Origin of the sequence: Saccharothrix luteola (assembly GCF_020859565.1) — a bacterium.
In the GTDB taxonomy this organism is placed as follows: Bacteria; Actinomycetota; Actinomycetes; order Mycobacteriales; family Pseudonocardiaceae; genus Actinosynnema; species Actinosynnema luteola.
In genome coordinates, this window is sequence record NZ_JAJHUO010000009.1 from 157,424 (window position 1) to 177,330 (window position 19,907).

The following is a 19,907-nucleotide window of genomic DNA, read 5'->3' on the forward strand; positions in this document are numbered from 1 at the left end:
GGGCAGGGGCACGAAATCAAAGGACGCCGTGAACACGATGGCTAACGACGACAAGCTCCTGGAGTACCTCAAGCGCGTCACCGCCGACCTGCACCAGACCAAGCGGAGGTTGCGGGAAGTCGAGAGCGCCGAGCCGGAGCCCATCGCGATCGTGGCCATGGCCTGCCGCTATCCCGGCGGCGTGTCGTCGCCGGAGGACCTGTGGCGGCTGGTCGACGACGGCGTCGACGCGCTCACCCCGTTCCCGGCCGACCGCGGCTGGGACCTGGACGAGCTGGTGGGCGGCACGACCGACGGCACCGGCGCGAGCTACGTCCACGTCGGTGGTTTCGTGCCCGACGCCGGCCACTTCGACCCCGGCTTCTTCGGCATGAGCCCGCGCGAGGCCCTCGTCACCGACCCCCAGCAGCGGCTCATGCTGCACGCGTCCTGGGAGGCGTTCGAACGGGCCGGCATCAACCCGGAGGAGGTGCGCGGCGCACCGGTCGGCGTGTTCGTCGGGTCCGGGTTGCAGGACTACTCGGCGCTGCTCGACGGCTCACCGGAACTCGCCGAGGCCTACCTGGGCACGGCCAGCGTCGGCGCGGTGATCTCCGGCCGGGTCGCCTACGCCCTCGGCCTGGAAGGGCCCGCCGTCACGGTGGACACCGCGTGCTCGTCGTCGCTGGTCGCGATGCACGTGGCGAGCCAGGCGCTGCGGTCCGGCGAGTGCTCGATGGCGCTGGCGGGCGGCGTGATGGTGATGTCGACGCCCGGCGCGTTCGTCGCGTTCAGCAAGCAGGGCGGCCTGTCGCGCGACGGCCGGTGCAAGTCGTTCGCGGGCGCGGCCGACGGCACCGGCTGGGGCGAGGGCGTCGGCGTGCTGCTGCTGGAGAAGCTGTCCGACGCGCGGCGCAACGGCCACCCCGTGCTGGCCGTGCTGCGCGGCACGGCGGTGAACCAGGACGGCGCGTCCAACGGCCTGACCGCCCCGAACGGCCCGTCCCAGCGCCAGGTGATCCGGCAGGCCCTGGCCAACGCCCGGCTGTCCGCCGCGGATGTCGACGTGGTCGAGGGTCACGGCACCGGCACCACCCTGGGTGACCCGATCGAGGCCCAGGCGTTGTTGGAGACGTACGGGCGTGATCGTGATGTGCCGTTGTGGTTGGGGTCGATCAAGTCGAACATCGGTCACACGCAGGCCGCCGCCGGTGTCGCCGGTGTGATCAAGATGGTCGAGGCGATCCGGCACGGCGTGATGCCCCGGACCCTGCACGTGGACGAGCCGTCGCCGCACGTGGACTGGTCCGCGGGCGACGTGCGGTTGTTGACCGAGGCGCGGGAGTGGTCGGTCGAGGGTCGCCCGCGTCGGGCCGGTGTGTCGTCGTTCGGGATCAGTGGCACGAACGCGCACGTGATCATCGAGCAGGCGCCGGAGGAGGAGGCCGAGGTCGCGACGGCCGAGCTGCCGGTCGTGCCGCTGCTGGTGTCGGGGAACGACGCGTCGTCGCTCGCCGCGCAGGCCGAGCGGCTCCGTGCGTGGTGGTCGGACAACCCGGCGGCCCGACCGACGGATGTCGCCTTCTCGCTGGCCACGGGCCGCGCGCCGTTGACCCACCGGGCGGTGGTGGTCGGTCGGGATCGTGACGAGTTGGTGCGCGGTCTGGCCGAGGTCGTGCCGGTGGTGGCTCGGGCTGGTGGTGAGACGGCGTTCTTGTTCACGGGTCAGGGTTCGCAGCGGTTGGGGATGGGTCGTGGGTTGTCGGCCGTGTTCCCGGTGTTCGCGCGGGTGTTCGACGAGGTGTTGGCCGGGTTCGACCCGGTGTTGCGTGATGTGGTGTGGGGTGAGGACTCGGAACGGTTGGAGCGGACGGAGTTCACGCAGCCTGCGTTGTTCGCGTTCGAGGTGGCGTTGTTCCGGTTGTTGGAGTCGTGGGGTGTTCGGCCGGATCGGCTTGCGGGTCATTCGATCGGTGAGATTGCTGCGGCTCACGTGGCCGGGGTGTTGTCGCTCCCTGACGCCTGCCGGTTGGTGTCGGCGCGTGCGGGTTTGATGCAGGCGTTGCCCGAGGGCGGGGCGATGGTGGCGATCAAGGCCAGTGAAGCCGACGTGTTGCCGTTGTTGACCGGCGGCGTGGGGATCGCGGCGGTGAATGGGCCGGATTCGGTGGTGGTTTCCGGGGTCGAGGTCGAGGTGTTGGCGGTCGCGGCTCGGTTTGAGCGGTCGAAGCGGTTGTCGGTGTCGCACGCGTTCCACTCCGTCCTCATGGATCCGATGTTGGACGATTTCCGTGCGGTGGTGCGGGAGTTGAGTTTCCAGGCACCGGAGATCCCGATCGCGACGGCCGGTGATGTGACGGATCCGGAGTACTGGGTGCGGCACGTGCGGGACGCTGTGCGCTTTCACGATGCGGTGACGCAGTTGCAGGGTGCAGGTGTCACGAGGTTCGTCGAGGTTGGGCCCGACGGTGTGTTGAGCGCGCTGGTCGAGGGCGCGATCGCGTTGCAGCGCAAGGGACGCGACGAAGCCGTCACGCTGGTGGCGGGCCTCGGCCGGTTCCACGGCACGGGTGGCGCGGTCGACTGGCGGGCGTTCTTCGACGGTCGCGGCACGCGGGTGGACCTGCCGACCTACGCGTTCCAGGGCGAGCGGTACTGGCTCGACGTGAAGCCGGGCTTCGGCGACCTCTCCTCGGCGGGCCTCGACGCGGCCGATCACCCGTTGCTGGGTGCGGTCGTCGTGCTCGCGGACTCCGATGGCGTGGTGCTGACCGGGCGGCTGTCCGCTTCGGCGCAGCCGTGGCTGGCCGATCACGTCGTCGGCGGCTCGATCGTGTTCCCCGGCACGGGTTTCGTGGAGCTGGCGATCCGCGCGGGTGACCAGGTCGGGTGCGGCGTGGTCGAGGAGTTGACGCTCACCGCGCCGCTGGTGCTGCCCGAGCGCGGCGGCGCGCAGGTGCGGGTCGTGGTCGGCGCGGTGGGGGAGTCCTCGAGCCGTTCCGTGGACGTCTACGCGCGCCCGCAGGACGCGCCCGCCGACGTGCGGTGGACCCACCACGCCACCGGGCTCCTGCGCGCCGGTGCGAGCGGTGACGGCGAGTCGTTGAGCGAGTGGCCCCCGGTCGGCGCCGAACCCGTGGACGTGGCCGGGGCGTACCCGCACTTCACGGAGGCCGGCCTGGCGTACGGGCCGGTGTTCCAGGGGCTGAGGTCGGCGTGGCGGCTGGGTGACGACGTGTTCGCCGAGGTCGCTCTGCCCGACGGGGTGGACGGCGGGTCGTTCGGGCTGCACCCCGCGCTGCTGGACGCGTGCCTGCACGTCGGGTCGTTCACCGGGTTGTTCGGTGAGCGCGCGGTGCTGCCGTTCTCGTGGTCCGGGGTGTCGTTGTTCGCGGCCGGGGCGTCGCGGGTGCGGGTGCGGTTGTCGCCGGTGGGCGAGGGTGCGGTGGCGCTGGACGTGGCGGATGCCGGTGGAGCGCCGGTCGCGTCGGTGGCGTCGTTGGTGCTGCGGCCGGTGGACGTGAAGCAGGTCGGGGCCGCTGCGGCCGGGACGTTCGAGTCGTTGTTCCGGGTGGAGTGGTCCCCGGTGTCGGCGTCTCCGGTGTCGGCGGATGTCGTGGTTTTGGAGGCTGGTGCGGCGGGTGCGGACCCTGTTGGGGTGCGGGCTGAGGTGTCGCGGGTTCTGGCTGAGGTGCAGGGCTGGTTGGCGCGGGGTGATGGCTCGTCGTTGGTCGTGGTGACGCGTGGTGCGGTGGCGTTTGGTGAAGTCACGGATCTTGCTGGTGCGGCGGTGTGGGGTTTGGTGCGGTCGGCGCAGTCGGAGAACCCGGGTCGGATCGTCCTGGTGGACACCGATGGGGAGGTGGACCCGGCCGTGGTGCTCGGGGCCGGTGAGCCGCAGCTGGTCGTGCGTGACGGGGCGTTGTTCGCGGCCAGGTTGGCGCGGGTGGTGGGGGCCGGGTCTGAGGTGCGGTTCTCGGGTCGGGTGTTGGTGACGGGTGCGACGGGCTCGTTGGGTCGGTTGGTGGCTCGGCACTTGGTCGCTGTGCATGGTGTGACTGATCTGGTGTTGACGAGTCGGCGTGGTTTGGATGCGCCGGGGGCTCACGAGTTGGTGACGGAGTTGGCTGAGGCAGGGGCCGAGGTCGAACTGGTGGCCTGCGATGTGGCCGACAGGGAAGCGTTGGCCGGGCTGCTGGCCGGGCGTCCGGTCGATGGTGTGGTCCACGTTGCGGGTGTGTTGGACGACGGTGTGATCGGGTCGTTGACGCCTGACCGGGTCGATGGGGTCCTGCGTCCGAAGGTCGACGCCGCCTGGAACCTGCACGAACTCGTGGGTGATGTGTCGGCGTTTGTGTTGTTCTCGTCGGCGTCGGGTGTGTTGGGTGCGCCGGGTCAGGGCAACTATGCGGCGGCGAATGCGTATCTGGACGCGTTGGCGGAGTATCGGCGTGCGAACGGGTTGACGGCGCAGTCGCTGGCCTGGGGCCTGTGGGCCGCTGAGGACACCGGGATGTCCGGCCGGCTGACGGACACCGACCGGTCCCGGGTGGTCGGTGCCGGGGTGTTGCCACTGGCCGCCGAGCAAGGGCTCGCGCTCCTCGACGCCGCGATCGGCACGGGTGAGGCCGCGGTGATCCCCGCGTCGTTCGACCTGGGCGCGATCCGGGCACGCGGTGAGCTGATGCCCGAGCTGTTCCGCGGCTTGGTGAAGGTGGCGCGGCGGCGTCGGGCCGGTACGGGGACCGAGCCCGCCCAGTTGCGCCGGGTGCTCGCCGCGCTGCCCGAGGACGAGTGGGAGGCCGCGTTCCTCGACCTGGTGCTGAACCAGGTCGTGTCCGTGCTCGGGTTCACGTCCGCGGCGGCGGTCGACCCGGAGCGGGCGTTCAACGACCTGGGCTTCGACTCGCTGTCGGCGGTGGAGTTCCGCAACGGCCTGAGCACGGCGGTCGGCGTGCGGCTGCCCGCGACCCTGGTGTTCGACCACCCCACCCCGCAAGCGCTTGCGCGGCACCTGGTCGCCGAGGTGTCCGGGCTCGGTGACGACGCGGCCGCGGTCGCGACGACGACCGTCACCGACGAGCCGATCGCCATCGTCGGGATGGCCTGCCGCTACCCCGGTGGCGTGTCGTCGCCCGAGGACCTGTGGCGGCTGGTCGCGGACGGCGTGGACGCGGTGTCGCCGTTCCCGACCAACCGGGGCTGGGACGTCGAGCGGCTCTACGACCCCACCGGCGAGCGGCCCAACACCAGCTACACCCGTGAGGGCGGGTTCCTGCACGACGCCGACGAGTTCGACCCGGCGTTCTTCGGGATCAGCCCCAACGAAGCCGTGATCATGGATCCGCAGCAGCGGTTGTTGCTGGAGGCGTCGTGGGAGGCGTTCGAGCGGGCGGGGATCGACCCGGTGTCGTTGCGGGGCAGTGACACCGGTGTGTTCGCCGGGATGATGTACCACGACTACGCGGCCAACAGCAGCACCGGAGCCATCGCGTCCGGGCGGGTGTCGTACGTGTTCGGGCTCGAAGGGCCTGCGGTGACGGTGGACACGGCGTGCTCGTCGTCGTTGGTGGCGTTGCACTTGGCGAGCCAGGCGCTGCGGTCCGGTGAGTGCTCGCTGGCGCTCGTCGGTGGCGTGGCCGTGATGGCGACACCCGAGGTGTTCGTGGAGTTCAGCCGTCAGCGCGGGCTGTCGCCGGACGGTCGGTGCAGGTCGTTCGCGGCCACGAACAACGGGACGTCCTGGGGCGAGGGCGTCGGGATGCTGCTGGTGGAGCGGCTGTCCGACGCGCGGCGCAACGGCCACCCGGTGTTGGCCGTGGTCCGCGGCACGGCGGTGAACCAGGACGGCGCGTCCAACGGTCTGACCGCGCCCAACGGTCCGTCTCAGCGCCGGGTGATCCGGCAGGCGCTGGCGAACGCGGGTCTGACGACTGCCGACGTGGATGCGGTGGAGGCCCACGGGACGGGCACGACGTTGGGCGACCCGATCGAGGCGCAGGCGTTGTTGGAGACGTATGGCCGTGATCGGGACGCCCCGTTGTGGTTGGGGTCGATCAAGTCGAACATCGGCCACACCCAGGCTGCGGCCGGTGTCGCCGGGATCATCAAGATGGTCATGGCGATGCGGCACGGCGTGATGCCGCCGACCTTGCACGTGGACGAGCCGTCTCCGCACGTGGACTGGTCGGCGGGGAACGTGCGGTTGTTGACCGAGGCCCGGGAGTGGGCTGCTGAGGGTCGGCCGCGCCGGGCGGGCATCTCGTCGTTCGGGATCAGCGGCACGAACGCGCACGTGATCGTCGAAGGAGTGGCGGCGGAGTCGGTCGACGAGGTCGGTGCGGGCCTGCCGGTGGTGCCGTGGGTGTTGACCGGTCGTTCGGCTGAGGCGGTGCGTGCTCAGGCTGCCCGATTGGCGTCGTTCGTGGACGCAGGCATTCGGCCCGTGGATGTCGCGGTGTCGTTGGCGGGTCGTTCGGTGTTCGAGTACCGGTCGGTGGTGGTCGGTCGGGATCGTGACGAGTTGGTGCGTGGTCTGGCTGACGTGGTGCCGGTGGTGGCTCGGGCTGGTGGTGAGACGGCGTTCTTGTTCACGGGTCAGGGTTCGCAGCGGTTGGGGATGGGTCGTGGGTTGTCGGCCGTGTTCCCGGTGTTCGCGCGGGTGTTCGACGAGGTGTTGGCCGGGTTCGACCCGGTGTTGCGTGATGTGGTGTGGGGTGAGGACTCGGAACGGTTGGATCGCACTGAGTTCACGCAGCCTGCGTTGTTCGCGTTCGAGGTTGCGTTGTTCCGGTTGTTGGAGTCGTGGGGTGTTCGGCCGGATCGGCTTGCGGGCCACTCGATCGGTGAGATCGCGGCTGCCCACGTCGCCGGTGTGCTGTCCCTGCCTGATGCGTGCCGGTTGGTGTCGGCGCGTGCGGGTTTGATGCAGGCGTTGCCGGAGGGCGGGGCGATGGTGGCGATCAAGGCCACCGAGGCTGACGTGTTGCCGTTGCTCACTGATGGTGTGGGTATCGCGGCGGTCAACGGGCCGGATTCGGTGGTGGTGTCGGGTGTCGAGGCCGAGGTGCTGGAGGTGGCCTCGAAGTTCGAGCGGTCGAAGCGGCTTTCGGTGTCGCACGCGTTCCACTCGGTGTTGATGGACCCGATGTCGGACGACTTCCGGGCGGTGGTGCGGGAGTTGACCTTCCGTGAGCCGATCATCCCGATCGTCGCGTCGGGTGATGTCACGGACCCGGAGTACTGGGTGCGGCACGTTCGGGATGCGGTGCGGTTCCACGATGTCGTGGTCCGGTTGCAGGGCGAGGGTGTGGCGCGGTTCCTGGAGGTCGGGCCCGACGGTGTGCTGAGCGCGCTGGTCGATGGAGCGGTTCCGTTGCAGCGCAAGGGGCATGATGAAGCGCTGACGCTGGTCAAGCGGCTCGGCCAGTGGTACGCCACCGGTGGGTCCGTCGACTGGCCGTCGTTCTTCGGCGGTCGTGGGCGGCGGGTCGAGCTGCCGACCTACGCGTTCCAGCGCGAGCGGTACTGGATCGACTCGCTCGACTACTGGCGTGAGGCGTGGGCGGGTGCGACCCTCGGCGCGGGCGACGTCGTGTCCGCCGGCCTGGACGTGCCGGAGCACCCGTTGCTCGGGGCGGTCGTGGTGGCGCCGGACACCGATGGCGCGGTGCTCACCGGCAGGCTGTCGGTGCGGGCTCAGCCGTGGCTGGCCGATCACGCCGTCGGCGGCGCGGTCGTCTTCCCCGGCACCGGGTTCGCGGAGTTGGCGATCCGGGCCGGTGACGAGGTCGGCTGCGGCACGCTCGACGAGCTGGTGCTCACCGCGCCGCTCGTGCTGCCCGCCGAGGACCGGAACCAGGGCGTTCAGCTGCGCGTGATCGCGGGCGCGCCCGATCGGACCGGTCGACGCACGGTGACCGTCCACTCGCGGCCGGAGCGCGGGGACGACCTGCCCTGGGTCCTGCACGCGGAGGGCGTGTTGTCGGCGGGGACGCCGGTCGCGGGGTTCGACCTGCGGCAGTGGCCGCCGGCGGGCGCGGAGCCGGTGGACGTCGCCGAGCACTACGACGTGCTGGCCGGGGCGGGCTTGGAGTACGGGCCGGTGTTCCAGGGGCTGAGGTCGGCGTGGCGGCTGGGTGACGACGTGTTCGCCGAGGTGGCGTTGCCCGACGAGGTCGACGGCTCGGCTTTCGGGGTGCACCCGGCGTTGCTGGACGCGTGCTTGCACGCCTCCTCGTTCACCGGGGCGTTGGGTGAGCAGGCCATGTTGCCGTTCACCTGGTCCGGGGTGTCGTTGTTCGCGGCCGGGGCGTCGCGGGTGCGGGTGCGGTTGTCGCCGGTGGGCGAGGGTGCGGTGGCGCTGCTCGTCGCGGACGCTGACGGCAACCCGGTCGCGTCGGTGCGTGAACTCGCGATGCGCCCGGTGTCGACCGGTCAGTTGGTTTCGTCGTCTGCGGAGTCGTTGTTCCGGGTGGAGTGGTCCCCGGTGTCGACGTCCCCGGTGTCGGTGGACGCTGTCGTGCTGGAGGCCGGTGTACCGGGTGTTGACGCGGCGGGTGTGCGGGCCGAGGTGTCGCGGGTCCTGGGTGAGGTGCAGGACTGGTTGGCGCGTGGTGACGGCTCGTCGTTGGTCGTGGTGACGCGGGGTGCGGTGGCGTTCGGTGAAGTCACCGATCTCGCTGGTGCAGCCGTGTGGGGTTTGGTGCGGTCGGCGCAGTCGGAGAACCCCGGTCGGATCGTCCTGGTGGACACCGACGGTGAACTCGACCCGGCTGCCGTTCTCGGGACCGGTGAGCCGCAGGTTGTCGTGCGAGATGGCGTGATGCACGGGGCCCGGTTGGTGCGGGTGACCGAGACCGGGTCTGAGGTGCGGTTCTCGGGTCGGGTGTTGGTGACGGGTGCGACGGGTTCGTTGGGTCGGTTGGTGGCTCGGCACTTGGTCGCTGTGCATGGTGTGACGGACTTGGTGTTGACGAGTCGGCGTGGTTTGGATGCGCCGGGGGCTCACGAGTTGGTCGCGGAGTTGGCTGAGACTGGTGCCGAGGTCGAGTTGGTGGCTTGCGACGTCGCTGATCGGGAGGCGCTCGCCCGGTTGTTGGCCGGGCGTCCGGTCGATGGCGTGGTGCACGTTGCGGGTGTGTTGGACGACGGTGTGATCGGGTCGTTGACGCCTGATCGGGTCGATGGGGTCCTGCGTCCGAAGGTGGACGCTGCCTGGAACTTGCACGAACTCGTGGGTGATGTGTCGGCGTTTGTGTTGTTCTCGTCGGCGTCGGGTGTGTTGGGTGCGCCGGGTCAGGGCAACTATGCGGCGGCGAATGCGTATCTGGATGGGTTGGCGGAGTATCGGCGGTCGAACGGGTTGGCGGCGCACTCGCTGGCCTGGGGCCTGTGGGCTGACGAAGCGGGCATGGGTGGCGAGCTGAGCGAAGCCGACGTGCAGCGGATGCGGCGGACCGGTGTGCTCGCGCTGTCGTCCGCCGAAGGGCTGGCGCTGCTCGACACGTCACTGTCGCTCGACCTGCCGGCTCTGGTGCCGATCCACGTCGACATGTCCGGCGCGACCGCGGCCGATGTGCCGCACATGCTCCACGGGTTGCTGCGCCGCCCGGCGCGGCGTGCGGCGGCGTCCGGTGGTTCGTCGGTGTGGCGTGAGCGGTTGGCGGGGTTGGCTGAGGATCAGCGGCTTGCGGTGTTGGTGGAGTTGGTGCGGACCCAGGCGGCGGCGACCCTGGGTCACGCGGGTCCGGAGGCGATCGATCCGGAGCAGGCGTTCAACGACTTGGGCTTCGACTCGCTGTCGGCGGTGGAGTTCCGCAACGGCCTGAGCACGGCGCTGGACATGCGGCTGTCGGCGACGCTCGCGTTCGACTACCCGACGCCGTTCGCGTTGGCCGAGTACTTGCTCGGCGAGGTCACCGGCGAGGGTGAGCGGTCGCGGGCGGTCGTGGCGACGACTTCCGTGACGGACGAGCCGATCGCGATCGTCGGCATGGCGTGCCGTTACCCCGGCGGTGTCACCACGCCCGAGGACCTGTGGCGGCTCGTCGCCGACGGTGTCGACGCCATCGGCGAGTTCCCGACCGATCGCGGGTGGGACGTCGAGCGGCTGTTCGACCCGACCGGTCAGCGGCAGGACACCAGCTACACGCGTGAAGGTGGCTTCCTCTACGGGGCGGCGGAGTTCGACCCGGCGTTCTTCGGGATCAGCCCGAATGAGGCCTTGGTGATGGACCCGCAGCAGCGGTTGTTGCTGGAGGCGTCGTGGGAGGCGTTCGAGCGGGCCGGTATCGACCCGGTTTCCTTGCGGGGCAGTGATACCGGTGTGTTCGCCGGGATGATGTACCACGACTACGAAGCGAACAACAACACCGGTGCGATGGCCTCCGGTCGCGTCGCTTACACCCTGGGGCTGGAAGGGCCCGCGGTCACGGTGGACACGGCGTGTTCGTCGTCGTTGGTGGCGTTGCACTTGGCGAGCCAGGCGCTGCGGTCGGGCGAGTGCTCGCTGGCCCTGGCCGGCGGCGTGACCGTCATGGCGACCGCGGACACGTTCGTGGAGTTCAGCCGGCAGCGCGGGCTGTCGGCGGATGGCCGGTGCAGGTCGTTCGCCGGTTCGGCGGACGGCACCGGGTGGGGTGAAGGCGTCGGGATGCTGCTGGTGGAGCGGTTGTCGGACGCCCGGCGCAACGGCCACCGGGTGTTGGCGGTCGTTCGTGGCACGGCGATCAACCAGGATGGCGCGTCGAATGGCTTCACCGCTCCGAATGGTCCGTCTCAGCGTCGGGTGATCCGGCAGGCGTTGGCGAATGCGGGTTTGGCGGCTGGTGATGTGGATGCGGTGGAGGCGCACGGCACCGGTACGACGTTGGGTGATCCGATCGAGGCTCAGGCGTTGTTGGAGACGTATGGGCGTGATCGTGATGTGCCGTTGTGGTTGGGGTCGATCAAGTCGAACATCGGTCACACGCAGGCTGCGGCTGGTGTTGCCGGGATCATCAAGATGGTCATGGCGATGCGGCACGGCGTGATGCCGCCGACCTTGCACGTGGACGAGCCGTCCCCGCACGTGGACTGGTCGGCGGGCAATGTGCGGTTGTTGACCGAGGCGCAGGACTGGGCTGTCGAAGGTCGGCCGCGTCGGGCGGGTATCTCGTCGTTCGGGATCAGCGGCACGAACGCGCACGTGATCATCGAGCAGGGGCGTGACGATCGCCGGGAGCCTGCGGGCGACGACTTGCCGGTGGTGCCGTGGGTGTTGACCGGTCGTTCGGCTGAGGCGGTGCGTGCTCAGGCTGTGCGGTTGGCGTCGTTCATTGCCTCGGATGTCCGGCCCGTGGATGTTGCGGCGTCGTTGGCTGGTCGTTCGGTGTTCGAGCACCGGGCCGTGGTGGTCGGCCGGGACCGGGACGAGTTGCTGCGCGGGTTGTCCGAGGCCGTGCCGGTGGTGGCGCGGTCTGCGGGTTCGACGGCCTTTGTGTTCACGGGTCAGGGTTCGCAGCGCGTCGGCATGGGACGCGAGTTGTCGGCGGGGTTCCCGGTGTTCGCGGGTGCGTTCAGCGAGACGTTGGCCGGTTTTGCTCCCGAGCTGCGGGATGTGGTGTGGGGCGAGGACGCGGAGCGGTTGGACCGCACGGAGTTCACGCAGCCTGCGTTGTTCGCGTTCGAGGTTGCGCTGTACCGGTTGTTGGAGTCGTGGGGGGTTCGGCCGGACTTCCTGGCCGGCCACTCGATCGGCGAGATCGCGGCGGCTCATGTGGCCGGGGTCCTGTCGTTGCCGGACGCGTGTCGGTTGGTGTCGGCTCGGGCGAGCCTGATGCAGGCGTTGCCCGAGGGCGGGGCGATGGTGGCGGTCAAGGCCGCTGAGGCCGAGGTGCTGCCGTTGCTGACGGCCGGTGTGAGCATCGCGGCCGTCAACGGGCCGGATTCCGTGGTGGTTTCCGGTGTCGAGGTCGAGGTGTTGGCGGTCGCGGCTCGGTTTGAGCGGTCGAAGCGGCTTTCGGTGTCGCACGCGTTCCACTCGGTGTTGATGGACCCGATGTTGGACGACTTCCGGGCTGTCGTGGGGGAGTTGAGCTTCCGGGAGCCGAAGATCCCGATCGCGACGGTTGGTGATGTGACCGATCCCGAGTACTGGGTGCGGCACGTCCGGGAGGCGGTGCGGTTCCACGACGCCGTGACGCGGTTGCAGGGCGAGGGCGTGGCGCGGTTCGTCGAGGTCGGGCCGGACGGTGTGCTCAGCGCGCTGGTGGACGACGGCATCGCCTTGCAGCGCAGGGACCGTGATGAGGCCCTGACGTTGGTGTCCGCTGTCGGGCGGTTCTTCACGACGGGTGGAGCGGTCGACTGGCGGGCGTTCTTCAACGGCCGCGGGCGGCAGGTCGACGTGCCGACCTACGCGTTCCAGCGCGAGCGGTACTGGCTGCGTGAGCAGCGGTCGGGCGGTGACGCGGCGTCCATGGGCCTCGGTCAGGTCGAGCACCCGATGCTCTCGGCGGTCCTGCCGTCGCCCGCGTCCGACGGTGTGGTGCTGACCGGCAGGCTGTCGGTCGACGCGCTGCCGTGGCTGGCTGATCACGACGTGTTCGGCAACGTGCTGCTGCCCGGGACGGCGTTCGTGGAGCTCGCCGTCGAAGCGGGCGACGAGGTGGGGTGCGGCACGCTCGAAGAGCTGATGCTGACCGCGCCGTTGGTGCTGCCGGCGACCGGCGGGGTGGCGTTGCAGGTGGTCGTGGACGCGCCGGACGGCACCGGGCGGCGCGCGGTGTCGGTGTACTCGAGGGCCGGCGGCACGGACGCACCCTGGGCGCTGCACGCGGAAGGCGTGCTCTCGGCCAGGACCCAGGCTCCCGCGTTCGACCTGGGGCAGTGGCCGCCGGTCGGTGCGGAGCCGGTGGACGTCGCCGGCCTCTACGACGCATTGGCCGACGCGGGCCTGAACTACGGGCCGGTGTTCCGAGGGCTGAAGTCCGCCTGGCGGCACGGCGACGACGTCTTCGCCGACGTGGCCCTGCCGGACGACGTGGACGGCTCGGCTTTCGGGATGCACCCCGCGCTGCTGGACTCGTGCCTGCACGCGATCGGTCTCGCCGGTCGGACCGACGGGCGGACCATGCTCCCGTTCTCCTGGTCCGGGGTCACGCTGCACGCCGTCGCGGCCAGTCGGGTGCGCGTCCGGATCAGCCCGGCCGGTGAGGGCGCTGTGACGTTGCAGCTCGCGGACGCCGACGGTGCGCCGGTCGCGTCGGTGGAGTCGTTGGCGTTGCGCCCGGTGTCGGCGGATCAGCTGGCCTCGTCGTCCGCGGAATCGTTGTTCCGGGTGGAGTGGTCCCCGGTCTCGACGTCCCCGGTGTCGACGGAGGCCGTGGTGCTGGAGGCCGGCGCGCCGGGTGCGGACGCGGCGGGTGTGCGGGTCGAGGTGTCACGGGTGCTGGCCGAGGTGCAGGACTGGTTGGCGCGGGGCGATGGCTCGTCGTTGGTCGTGGTGACGCGGGGTGCCGTGGCGTTCGGCGAGATCACGGATCTCGCCGGTGCGGCGGTCTGGGGTTTGGTGCGGTCCGCTCAGTCGGAGAACCCGGGTCGGATCGTCCTGGTGGACACCGATGGCGAACTCGACCCGGCCGCCGTCCTCGGGACCGGCGAGCCGCAGGTCGTCGTGCGTGACGGTGTGATGCACGGGGCCCGGTTGGCGCGAGTGGCGGAAGCTCGATCCGAGGTGCGGTTGTCGGGTCGTGTCCTGGTGACGGGTGCGACGGGTTCCCTCGGTCGGCTGGTGGCCCGGCACCTGGTCGCCACGCACGGCGTGACCGACTTGGTGTTGACGAGTCGGCGCGGGTCGGACGCGCCGGGGGCGGCGGAGTTGGTCGCGGAGCTCACCGAAGCAGGGGCTGAGGTCGAGTTGGTGGCCTGCGACGTGGCAGACCGGGAGGCGCTCGCTGGACTGTTGGCCGAACGTCCGGTCGACGGCGTGGTGCACGTCGCGGGTGTCCTCGACGACGGTGTGATCGCCTCGTTGACACCCGAGCGGGTGGACGGGGTGTTGCGCCCGAAGGTGGACGCCGCCTGGAACCTGCACGAACTCGTGGGCGATGTGTCGGCGTTCGTGCTGTTCTCCTCGGCCGCGGGCGTGTTCGGCAACCCCGGTCAGGCCAGTTACGCGGCGGGCAACGCGTACCTGGACGCGTTGGCGGTCCACCGCCAGGCCAACGGGTTGGCGGCGCAGTCGCTGGCCTGGGGCCTGTGGGCCGACGAGACCGGCATGGGCGGCGCGGCGGAGGTCGAGCGCATCCGGCGCACCGGTGTGCTCCCGCTGTCCGCGGAACGCGGTCTGGCGTTGTTCGACGCCGGAACCGGGGTGGACGCGCCCGCGCTGGTGGTGATCGACCTCGACCTGTCCGGCGCCGGTGACGACGTTCCCCCGTTGCTGCGGGGCCTGGTTCGTCGCCGTGCTCGCCGAGTGGCCGGTGGTTCGTCGGTGTGGCGTGAGCGGTTGGCGGGGTTGGCGCAGGAGCAGCGGCTTGCGGTGTTGGTGGAGTTGGTGCGGACGCAGGCGGCCTCCACGTTGGGCCACGCGGGTCCGGAGGCGATCGATCCGGAGCAGGCGTTCAACGACCTCGGGTTCGACTCGCTGTCGGCGGTCGAGTTCCGCAACGGCCTGAGCGCCGCGGTGGACATGGTGCTGCCGGCGACCCTGGTCTTCGACTACCCGACGCCGCTCGCGCTGGCGGAACACCTGCTCGGCGAGATGTCCGGCACGGGTGAGCGGGCGCGGGCGGTCGTGGCGACGACGTCGGTGACGGACGAGCCGATCGCGATCGTCGGCATGGCCTGCCGCTACCCGGGCGGTGTGTCGTCGCCGGAGGAGCTGTGGCGGTTGGTGGCGGACGGTGTGGACGCTGTCGGCGGGTTCCCGACGGATCGTGGTTGGGACGTCGATGGCGTGTACGACCCTGAGCCCGGCGTCGTGGGCAAGTCGTACACCCGTGAAGGTGGCTTCCTGTACGGGGCGGCGGAGTTCGACCCGGCGTTCTTCGGGATCAGCCCGAACGAGGCGTTGGTGATGGACCCGCAGCAGCGTTTGCTGTTGGAGGCGTCGTGGGAGGCGATCGAGCGGGCGGGGATCGACCCGGTGTCGTTGCGGGGCAGTGATACCGGTGTGTTCGCCGGGATGATGTACCACGACTACCCGGCCAACAACAGCACGGGCGCGGTCGCCTCCGGCCGTGTCGCTTACACCCTGGGGCTGGAAGGTCCCGCGGTCACGGTGGACACGGCGTGCTCGTCGTCGCTGGTGGCGCTGCACTGGGCCGTCCAAGCGCTGAGGTCCGGTGAGTCTTCGCTCGCCCTCGTCGGTGGTGTGGCCGTGATGGCGACGCCGGAGGTGTTCGTGGAGTTCAGCCGTCAGCGCGGGTTGTCGCCGGACGGTCGGTGCAAGTCGTTCGCGGGCGCGGCGGACGGCACCGCCTGGGCCGAGGGCGTCGGCGTGCTGCTGGTGGAGCGGTTGTCGGACGCGCGCCGCAACGGCCACCGGGTGTTGGCGGTCGTTCGTGGCACGGCGATCAACCAGGACGGCGCGTCGAACGGCTTCACGGCCCCGAACGGCCCGTCCCAGCGCCGGGTGATCCGGCAGGCCCTGGCGAACGCCGGTCTGACGACCGCTGACGTCGACCTGGTCGAGGCGCACGGCACCGGCACGACGTTGGGTGACCCGATCGAGGCGCAGGCGTTGTTGGCGACCTACGGCCAGGACCGGGCCGAGGACGCTCCGCTGTGGTTGGGTTCGATCAAGTCGAACATCGGTCACACGCAGGCCGCGGCCGGTGTCGCCGGGATCATCAAGATGGTCGAGGCGATCCAGCACGGTGTGATGCCGAAGACGCTGCACGTCGACGAGCCGTCCCCGCACGTGGACTGGGCGGCGGGCAATGTGCGGTTGCTGACCGAGGCGCGGGAGTGGCCGTCGAACGGGCATCCGCGCCGGGCGGGCATCTCGTCGTTCGGGATCAGCGGCACGAACGCACACGTGATCATCGAGGAACCGGTGGCGGTGGACGCGGTCGAAACCGGTGTCGAGCTGCCGGTGGTGCCGTGGGTGTTGTCGGGCCGGTCGGCTGAGGCGGTGCGTGCTCAGGCCGCGCGGCTGTTGTCGTCCATCGACGCTGACGTCCGGCCGGTCGATGTTGCGGTGTCGTTGGCTGGTCGTTCGGTGTTCGAGTACCGGGCGGTGGTGGTCGGTCGGGATCGTGACGAGTTGGTGCGTGGCCTGGCTGACGTGCTGCCGGTGGTGGCGCGATCCGGTGGTGAGACCGCGTTCTTGTTCACGGGTCAGGGTTCGCAGCGGTTGGGCATGGGGCGTGAGTTGTCGGCGGCGTTCCCGGTGTTCGCGGGTGCGTTCACGGAGGTGCTGGCGGGCTTCGACCCGGTGTTGCGGGACGTGATGTGGGGTGAGGACTCGGAACGGTTGGATCGCACTGAGTTCACGCAGCCTGCGTTGTTCGCTTTCGAGGTTGCGTTGTTCCGGTTGTTGGAGTCGTGGGGTGTTCGGTCGGATCGGCTTGCGGGTCATTCGATCGGTGAGATCGCGGCTGCCCACGTCGCCGGTGTGCTGTCCTTGCCTGATGCGTGTCGGTTGGTGTCGGCGCGTGCGGGTTTGATGCAGGCGTTGCCCGAGGGTGGGGCGATGGTGGCGATCAAGGCCGCCGAGGCGGACGTGCTGCCGTTGCTGACTGACGGCGTGGGGATCGCTGCGGTGAACGGGCCGGATTCCGTGGTCGTCTCCGGGGTCGAGGCCGAGGTGTTGGCGGTCGCGGCGCAGTTCGAGCGGTCGAAGCGGCTTTCGGTGTCGCACGCGTTCCACTCCACCCTTATGGACCCGATGTTGGACGATTTCCGCGCGGTGGTGCGGGAACTGACCTTCCGGGCACCGACCATCCCGATCGCCACGACCGGTGACGTCACCGATCCCGAGTACTGGGTGAGGCACGTGCGCGACGCGGTGCGCTTCCACGACGCCGTGACGCAACTGCGGAACGAAGGCGTCGGCCGGTTCGCGGAGATCGGCCCCGACGGTGTGCTCAGCGCGCTGGTCGACGACGGCATCGCGTTGCAGCGCAGGGGACGTGACGAAGCGGTCACCCTGGTCTCAGGCCTGGGTCGGCTGCACACCGCCGGCGGGACGGTCGACTGGTCCGCGTTCTTCACGGGCAGCAACGCCCGGAAGGTGGACCTGCCGACCTACGCGTTCCAGCGCGAGCGGTACTGGCTGGACACGATGGACTACCTGGCCGAGTCGTGGATCGCCGACGAGATCGGCAACGTGAAGTCGGCCGGGCTGGAGGTGTCCGAGCACCCGCTGCTGGGTGCGGTGGTCGAGTCGCCCGACTCCGAGCGCGTGGTGCTGACGGGGCGGCTCGGCGTGGACCGCCAGCCGTGGTTGGCCGACCACGAAGTGCACGGCACGGTGCTGCTGCCCGGCACGGCCTTCGTGGAACTCGCCGTGCGGGCCGGTGACCACGTCGGTTGTGGCGTGCTGGAGGAGATGACGCTGACCGCGCCGCTGGTCCTGCCGACGGACGGCGGGGTGGCGTTGCAGGTCGTGGTGGACGCGCCGGACGGCGGACGGCGTGCCGTGTCGGTGTACTCGCGGGCCGAAGGGACCGACGTGCCGTGGGTGCTGCACGCGGTCGGCGAGCTGGCCGAGGAGGACGTCACGCCGACGTTCGACCTGGCGCAGTGGCCGCCCGCCGGCGGCCAACCGGTCGACCTCGACGGCGCGTACGAGCAGCTGGCCGATCAGGGCTACGGCTACGGGCCGGTGTTCCAGGGGCTCAAGGCGGCCTGGAAGGTCGGGGACGACGTGTACGCCGAGGTCGCGTTGCCGGACGCCGCGGACGCCGCGCGGTTCGGGCTGCACCCGGCGCTGCTCGACTCCTCGCTGCACGCGCTGAGGCTGGCGGCCGGTGACGGCGACGACAGCGGGACCGCGCCGCCCGCGATGCTGCCGTTCTCCTGGTCCGGGGTGTCGTTGTTCGCGGCCGGTGCGTCGCGGTTGCGGGTGCGGTTGGCCCCGGTGGGCGAGGGTGCGGTCACGCTGCTGGTCGCGGACGGCGCCGGTGTGCCGGTCGCCCGGGTCGGCACGCTGGCGATGCGGCCCGTGTCGGCCGAACAGCTCGCGGCCGGTGCGGGAACGTACGAGTCGCTGTTCCGGCTGGAGTGGTCGCCGGTGTCGACGTCTCCGGTGTCGGTGGACGCCGTCGTGCTGGAGGCCGGCGCGCCGGGTGCGGACCCGGCGGGTGTGCGGGCCGAGGTGTCACGGGTGCTGGCCGAGGTGCAGGACTGGCTGGCGCGGGGTGACGGCTCGTCGTTGGTCGTGGTGACGCGGGGTGCCGTGCCGTTCGGCGAGGTCACGGACCTCGCCGGTGCGGCCGTCTGGGGCCTGGTGCGGTCCGCTCAGTCGGAGAACCCCGGCCGGATCGTCCTGGTGGACACCGACGCCGAACTCGACACCGCCGCCGTCTTCGGCACCGGTGAGCCGCAGGTGGTCGTCCGCGAGGGCGTCATGCACGCCGCCCGGCTGGCGCGGGTTGCCCGTGGGTCGGAGACGGACGGCGAGGCGTTCTCGGGTCGTGTCCTGGTGACGGGCGCGACGGGTTCCCTCGGCCGGGTGGTCGCACGGCACCTCGTGACCGCGCACGGTGTCACCGAGCTGTTGTTGACGAGTCGGCGCGGCCTGGACGCACCGGGCGCGCACGACCTCGTGGCCGAGTTGGCGGAGGCAGGGGCCAAGGCGGAACTGGTGGCCTGCGACGTGGCCGACCGGGAGGCCCTGGCCGAGCTGGTGGCCGCCTACCCGGTGGACGGCGTGGTGCACGTCGCGGGTGTCCTCGACGACGGGGTGATCGCCTCGTTGACGCCCGAACGGGTGGACGGGGTGCTGCGCCCGAAGGTCGACGCGGCGTGGAACCTGCACGAGGTGGTCGGCGACGTCTCGGCGTTCGTGCTGTTCTCCTCGGCCGCCGGTGTCTTCGGCAACCCCGGCCAGGGCAGCTACGCGGCGGGCAACGCCTACCTGGACGCGTTGGCGGCGCATCGCCGGGCCAACGGCCAGGTCGCGCACTCGTTGGCCTGGGGCCTCTGGGCCGACGACTCCGGCATGACCGGCCAAGCCGACGTCCAGCGGATGCGGCGGTCCGGCGTGCAGGCCCTGTCGACCGAGGACGGCCTGGCGCTGCTCGACACCGCCGTGTCGCTCGACCTCCCGGCGCTCGTGCCGATCGGGTTGACCCTCTCCGGCGCCGGTGGGGACGACGTGCCGCCGCTGCTGCGCGGCCTGGTTCGTCGCCGTGCCCGCCGGGTGACCGGTGACGCGGCGGCGTCCGTGTGGCGGGACCGGCTGGCGGGCCTGGACGACGACGGCGAGAGGCTCGCGGTGCTGGTGGAGTTGGTGCGGACGCAGGCCGCCGTGACGTTGGGCCACGCGGGTCCGGAGGCGATCGATCCGGAGCAGGCGTTCAACGACCTGGGCTTCGACTCGCTGTCGGCGGTCGAGTTCCGCAACGGCCTGAGCGCCGCGGTGGACATGCGGCTCCCGGCGACGCTGGTCTTCGACTACCCCACGCCGCGGGCGCTGGCCGAGTTCCTGCGCGCCGAGCTGGCGCCCGGGGCCGGCGACGAGGCGCGGGCGCACGAAGAGCAGGTCCGCCGCATCCTGCAAGCCATCCCGCTCACCCGGCTGCGCGACGCGGGGCTGCTCGACAGCCTGCTCGAACTGGGCGGGGCGGGCGATCGGCAGGTCCAGGCCGGTCAGGGGACGGCCGCCGACTCGATCGACGAGATGGACACGGAAAGCCTCATCAGCATGGCGTTCGAGGGCATCGACCTCGACGACGCGACTCAGGGAGCGTGAACGGGAATGACCGGCCCGAACG

General features: G+C 70.8%; 1 protein-coding gene. It reads left to right on the forward strand.

Annotation, left to right across the window (positions count from 1 at the left end):
• Positions 1-28: 28 nt before the first annotated feature.
• Positions 29-19,885 (forward strand): SDR family NAD(P)-dependent oxidoreductase, encoded by a 19,857-nt coding sequence (locus LNK82_RS14870; protein WP_372470491.1) that lies wholly within the window; start codon positions 29-31, stop codon positions 19,883-19,885.
• Positions 19,886-19,907: the final 22 nt, after the last annotated feature.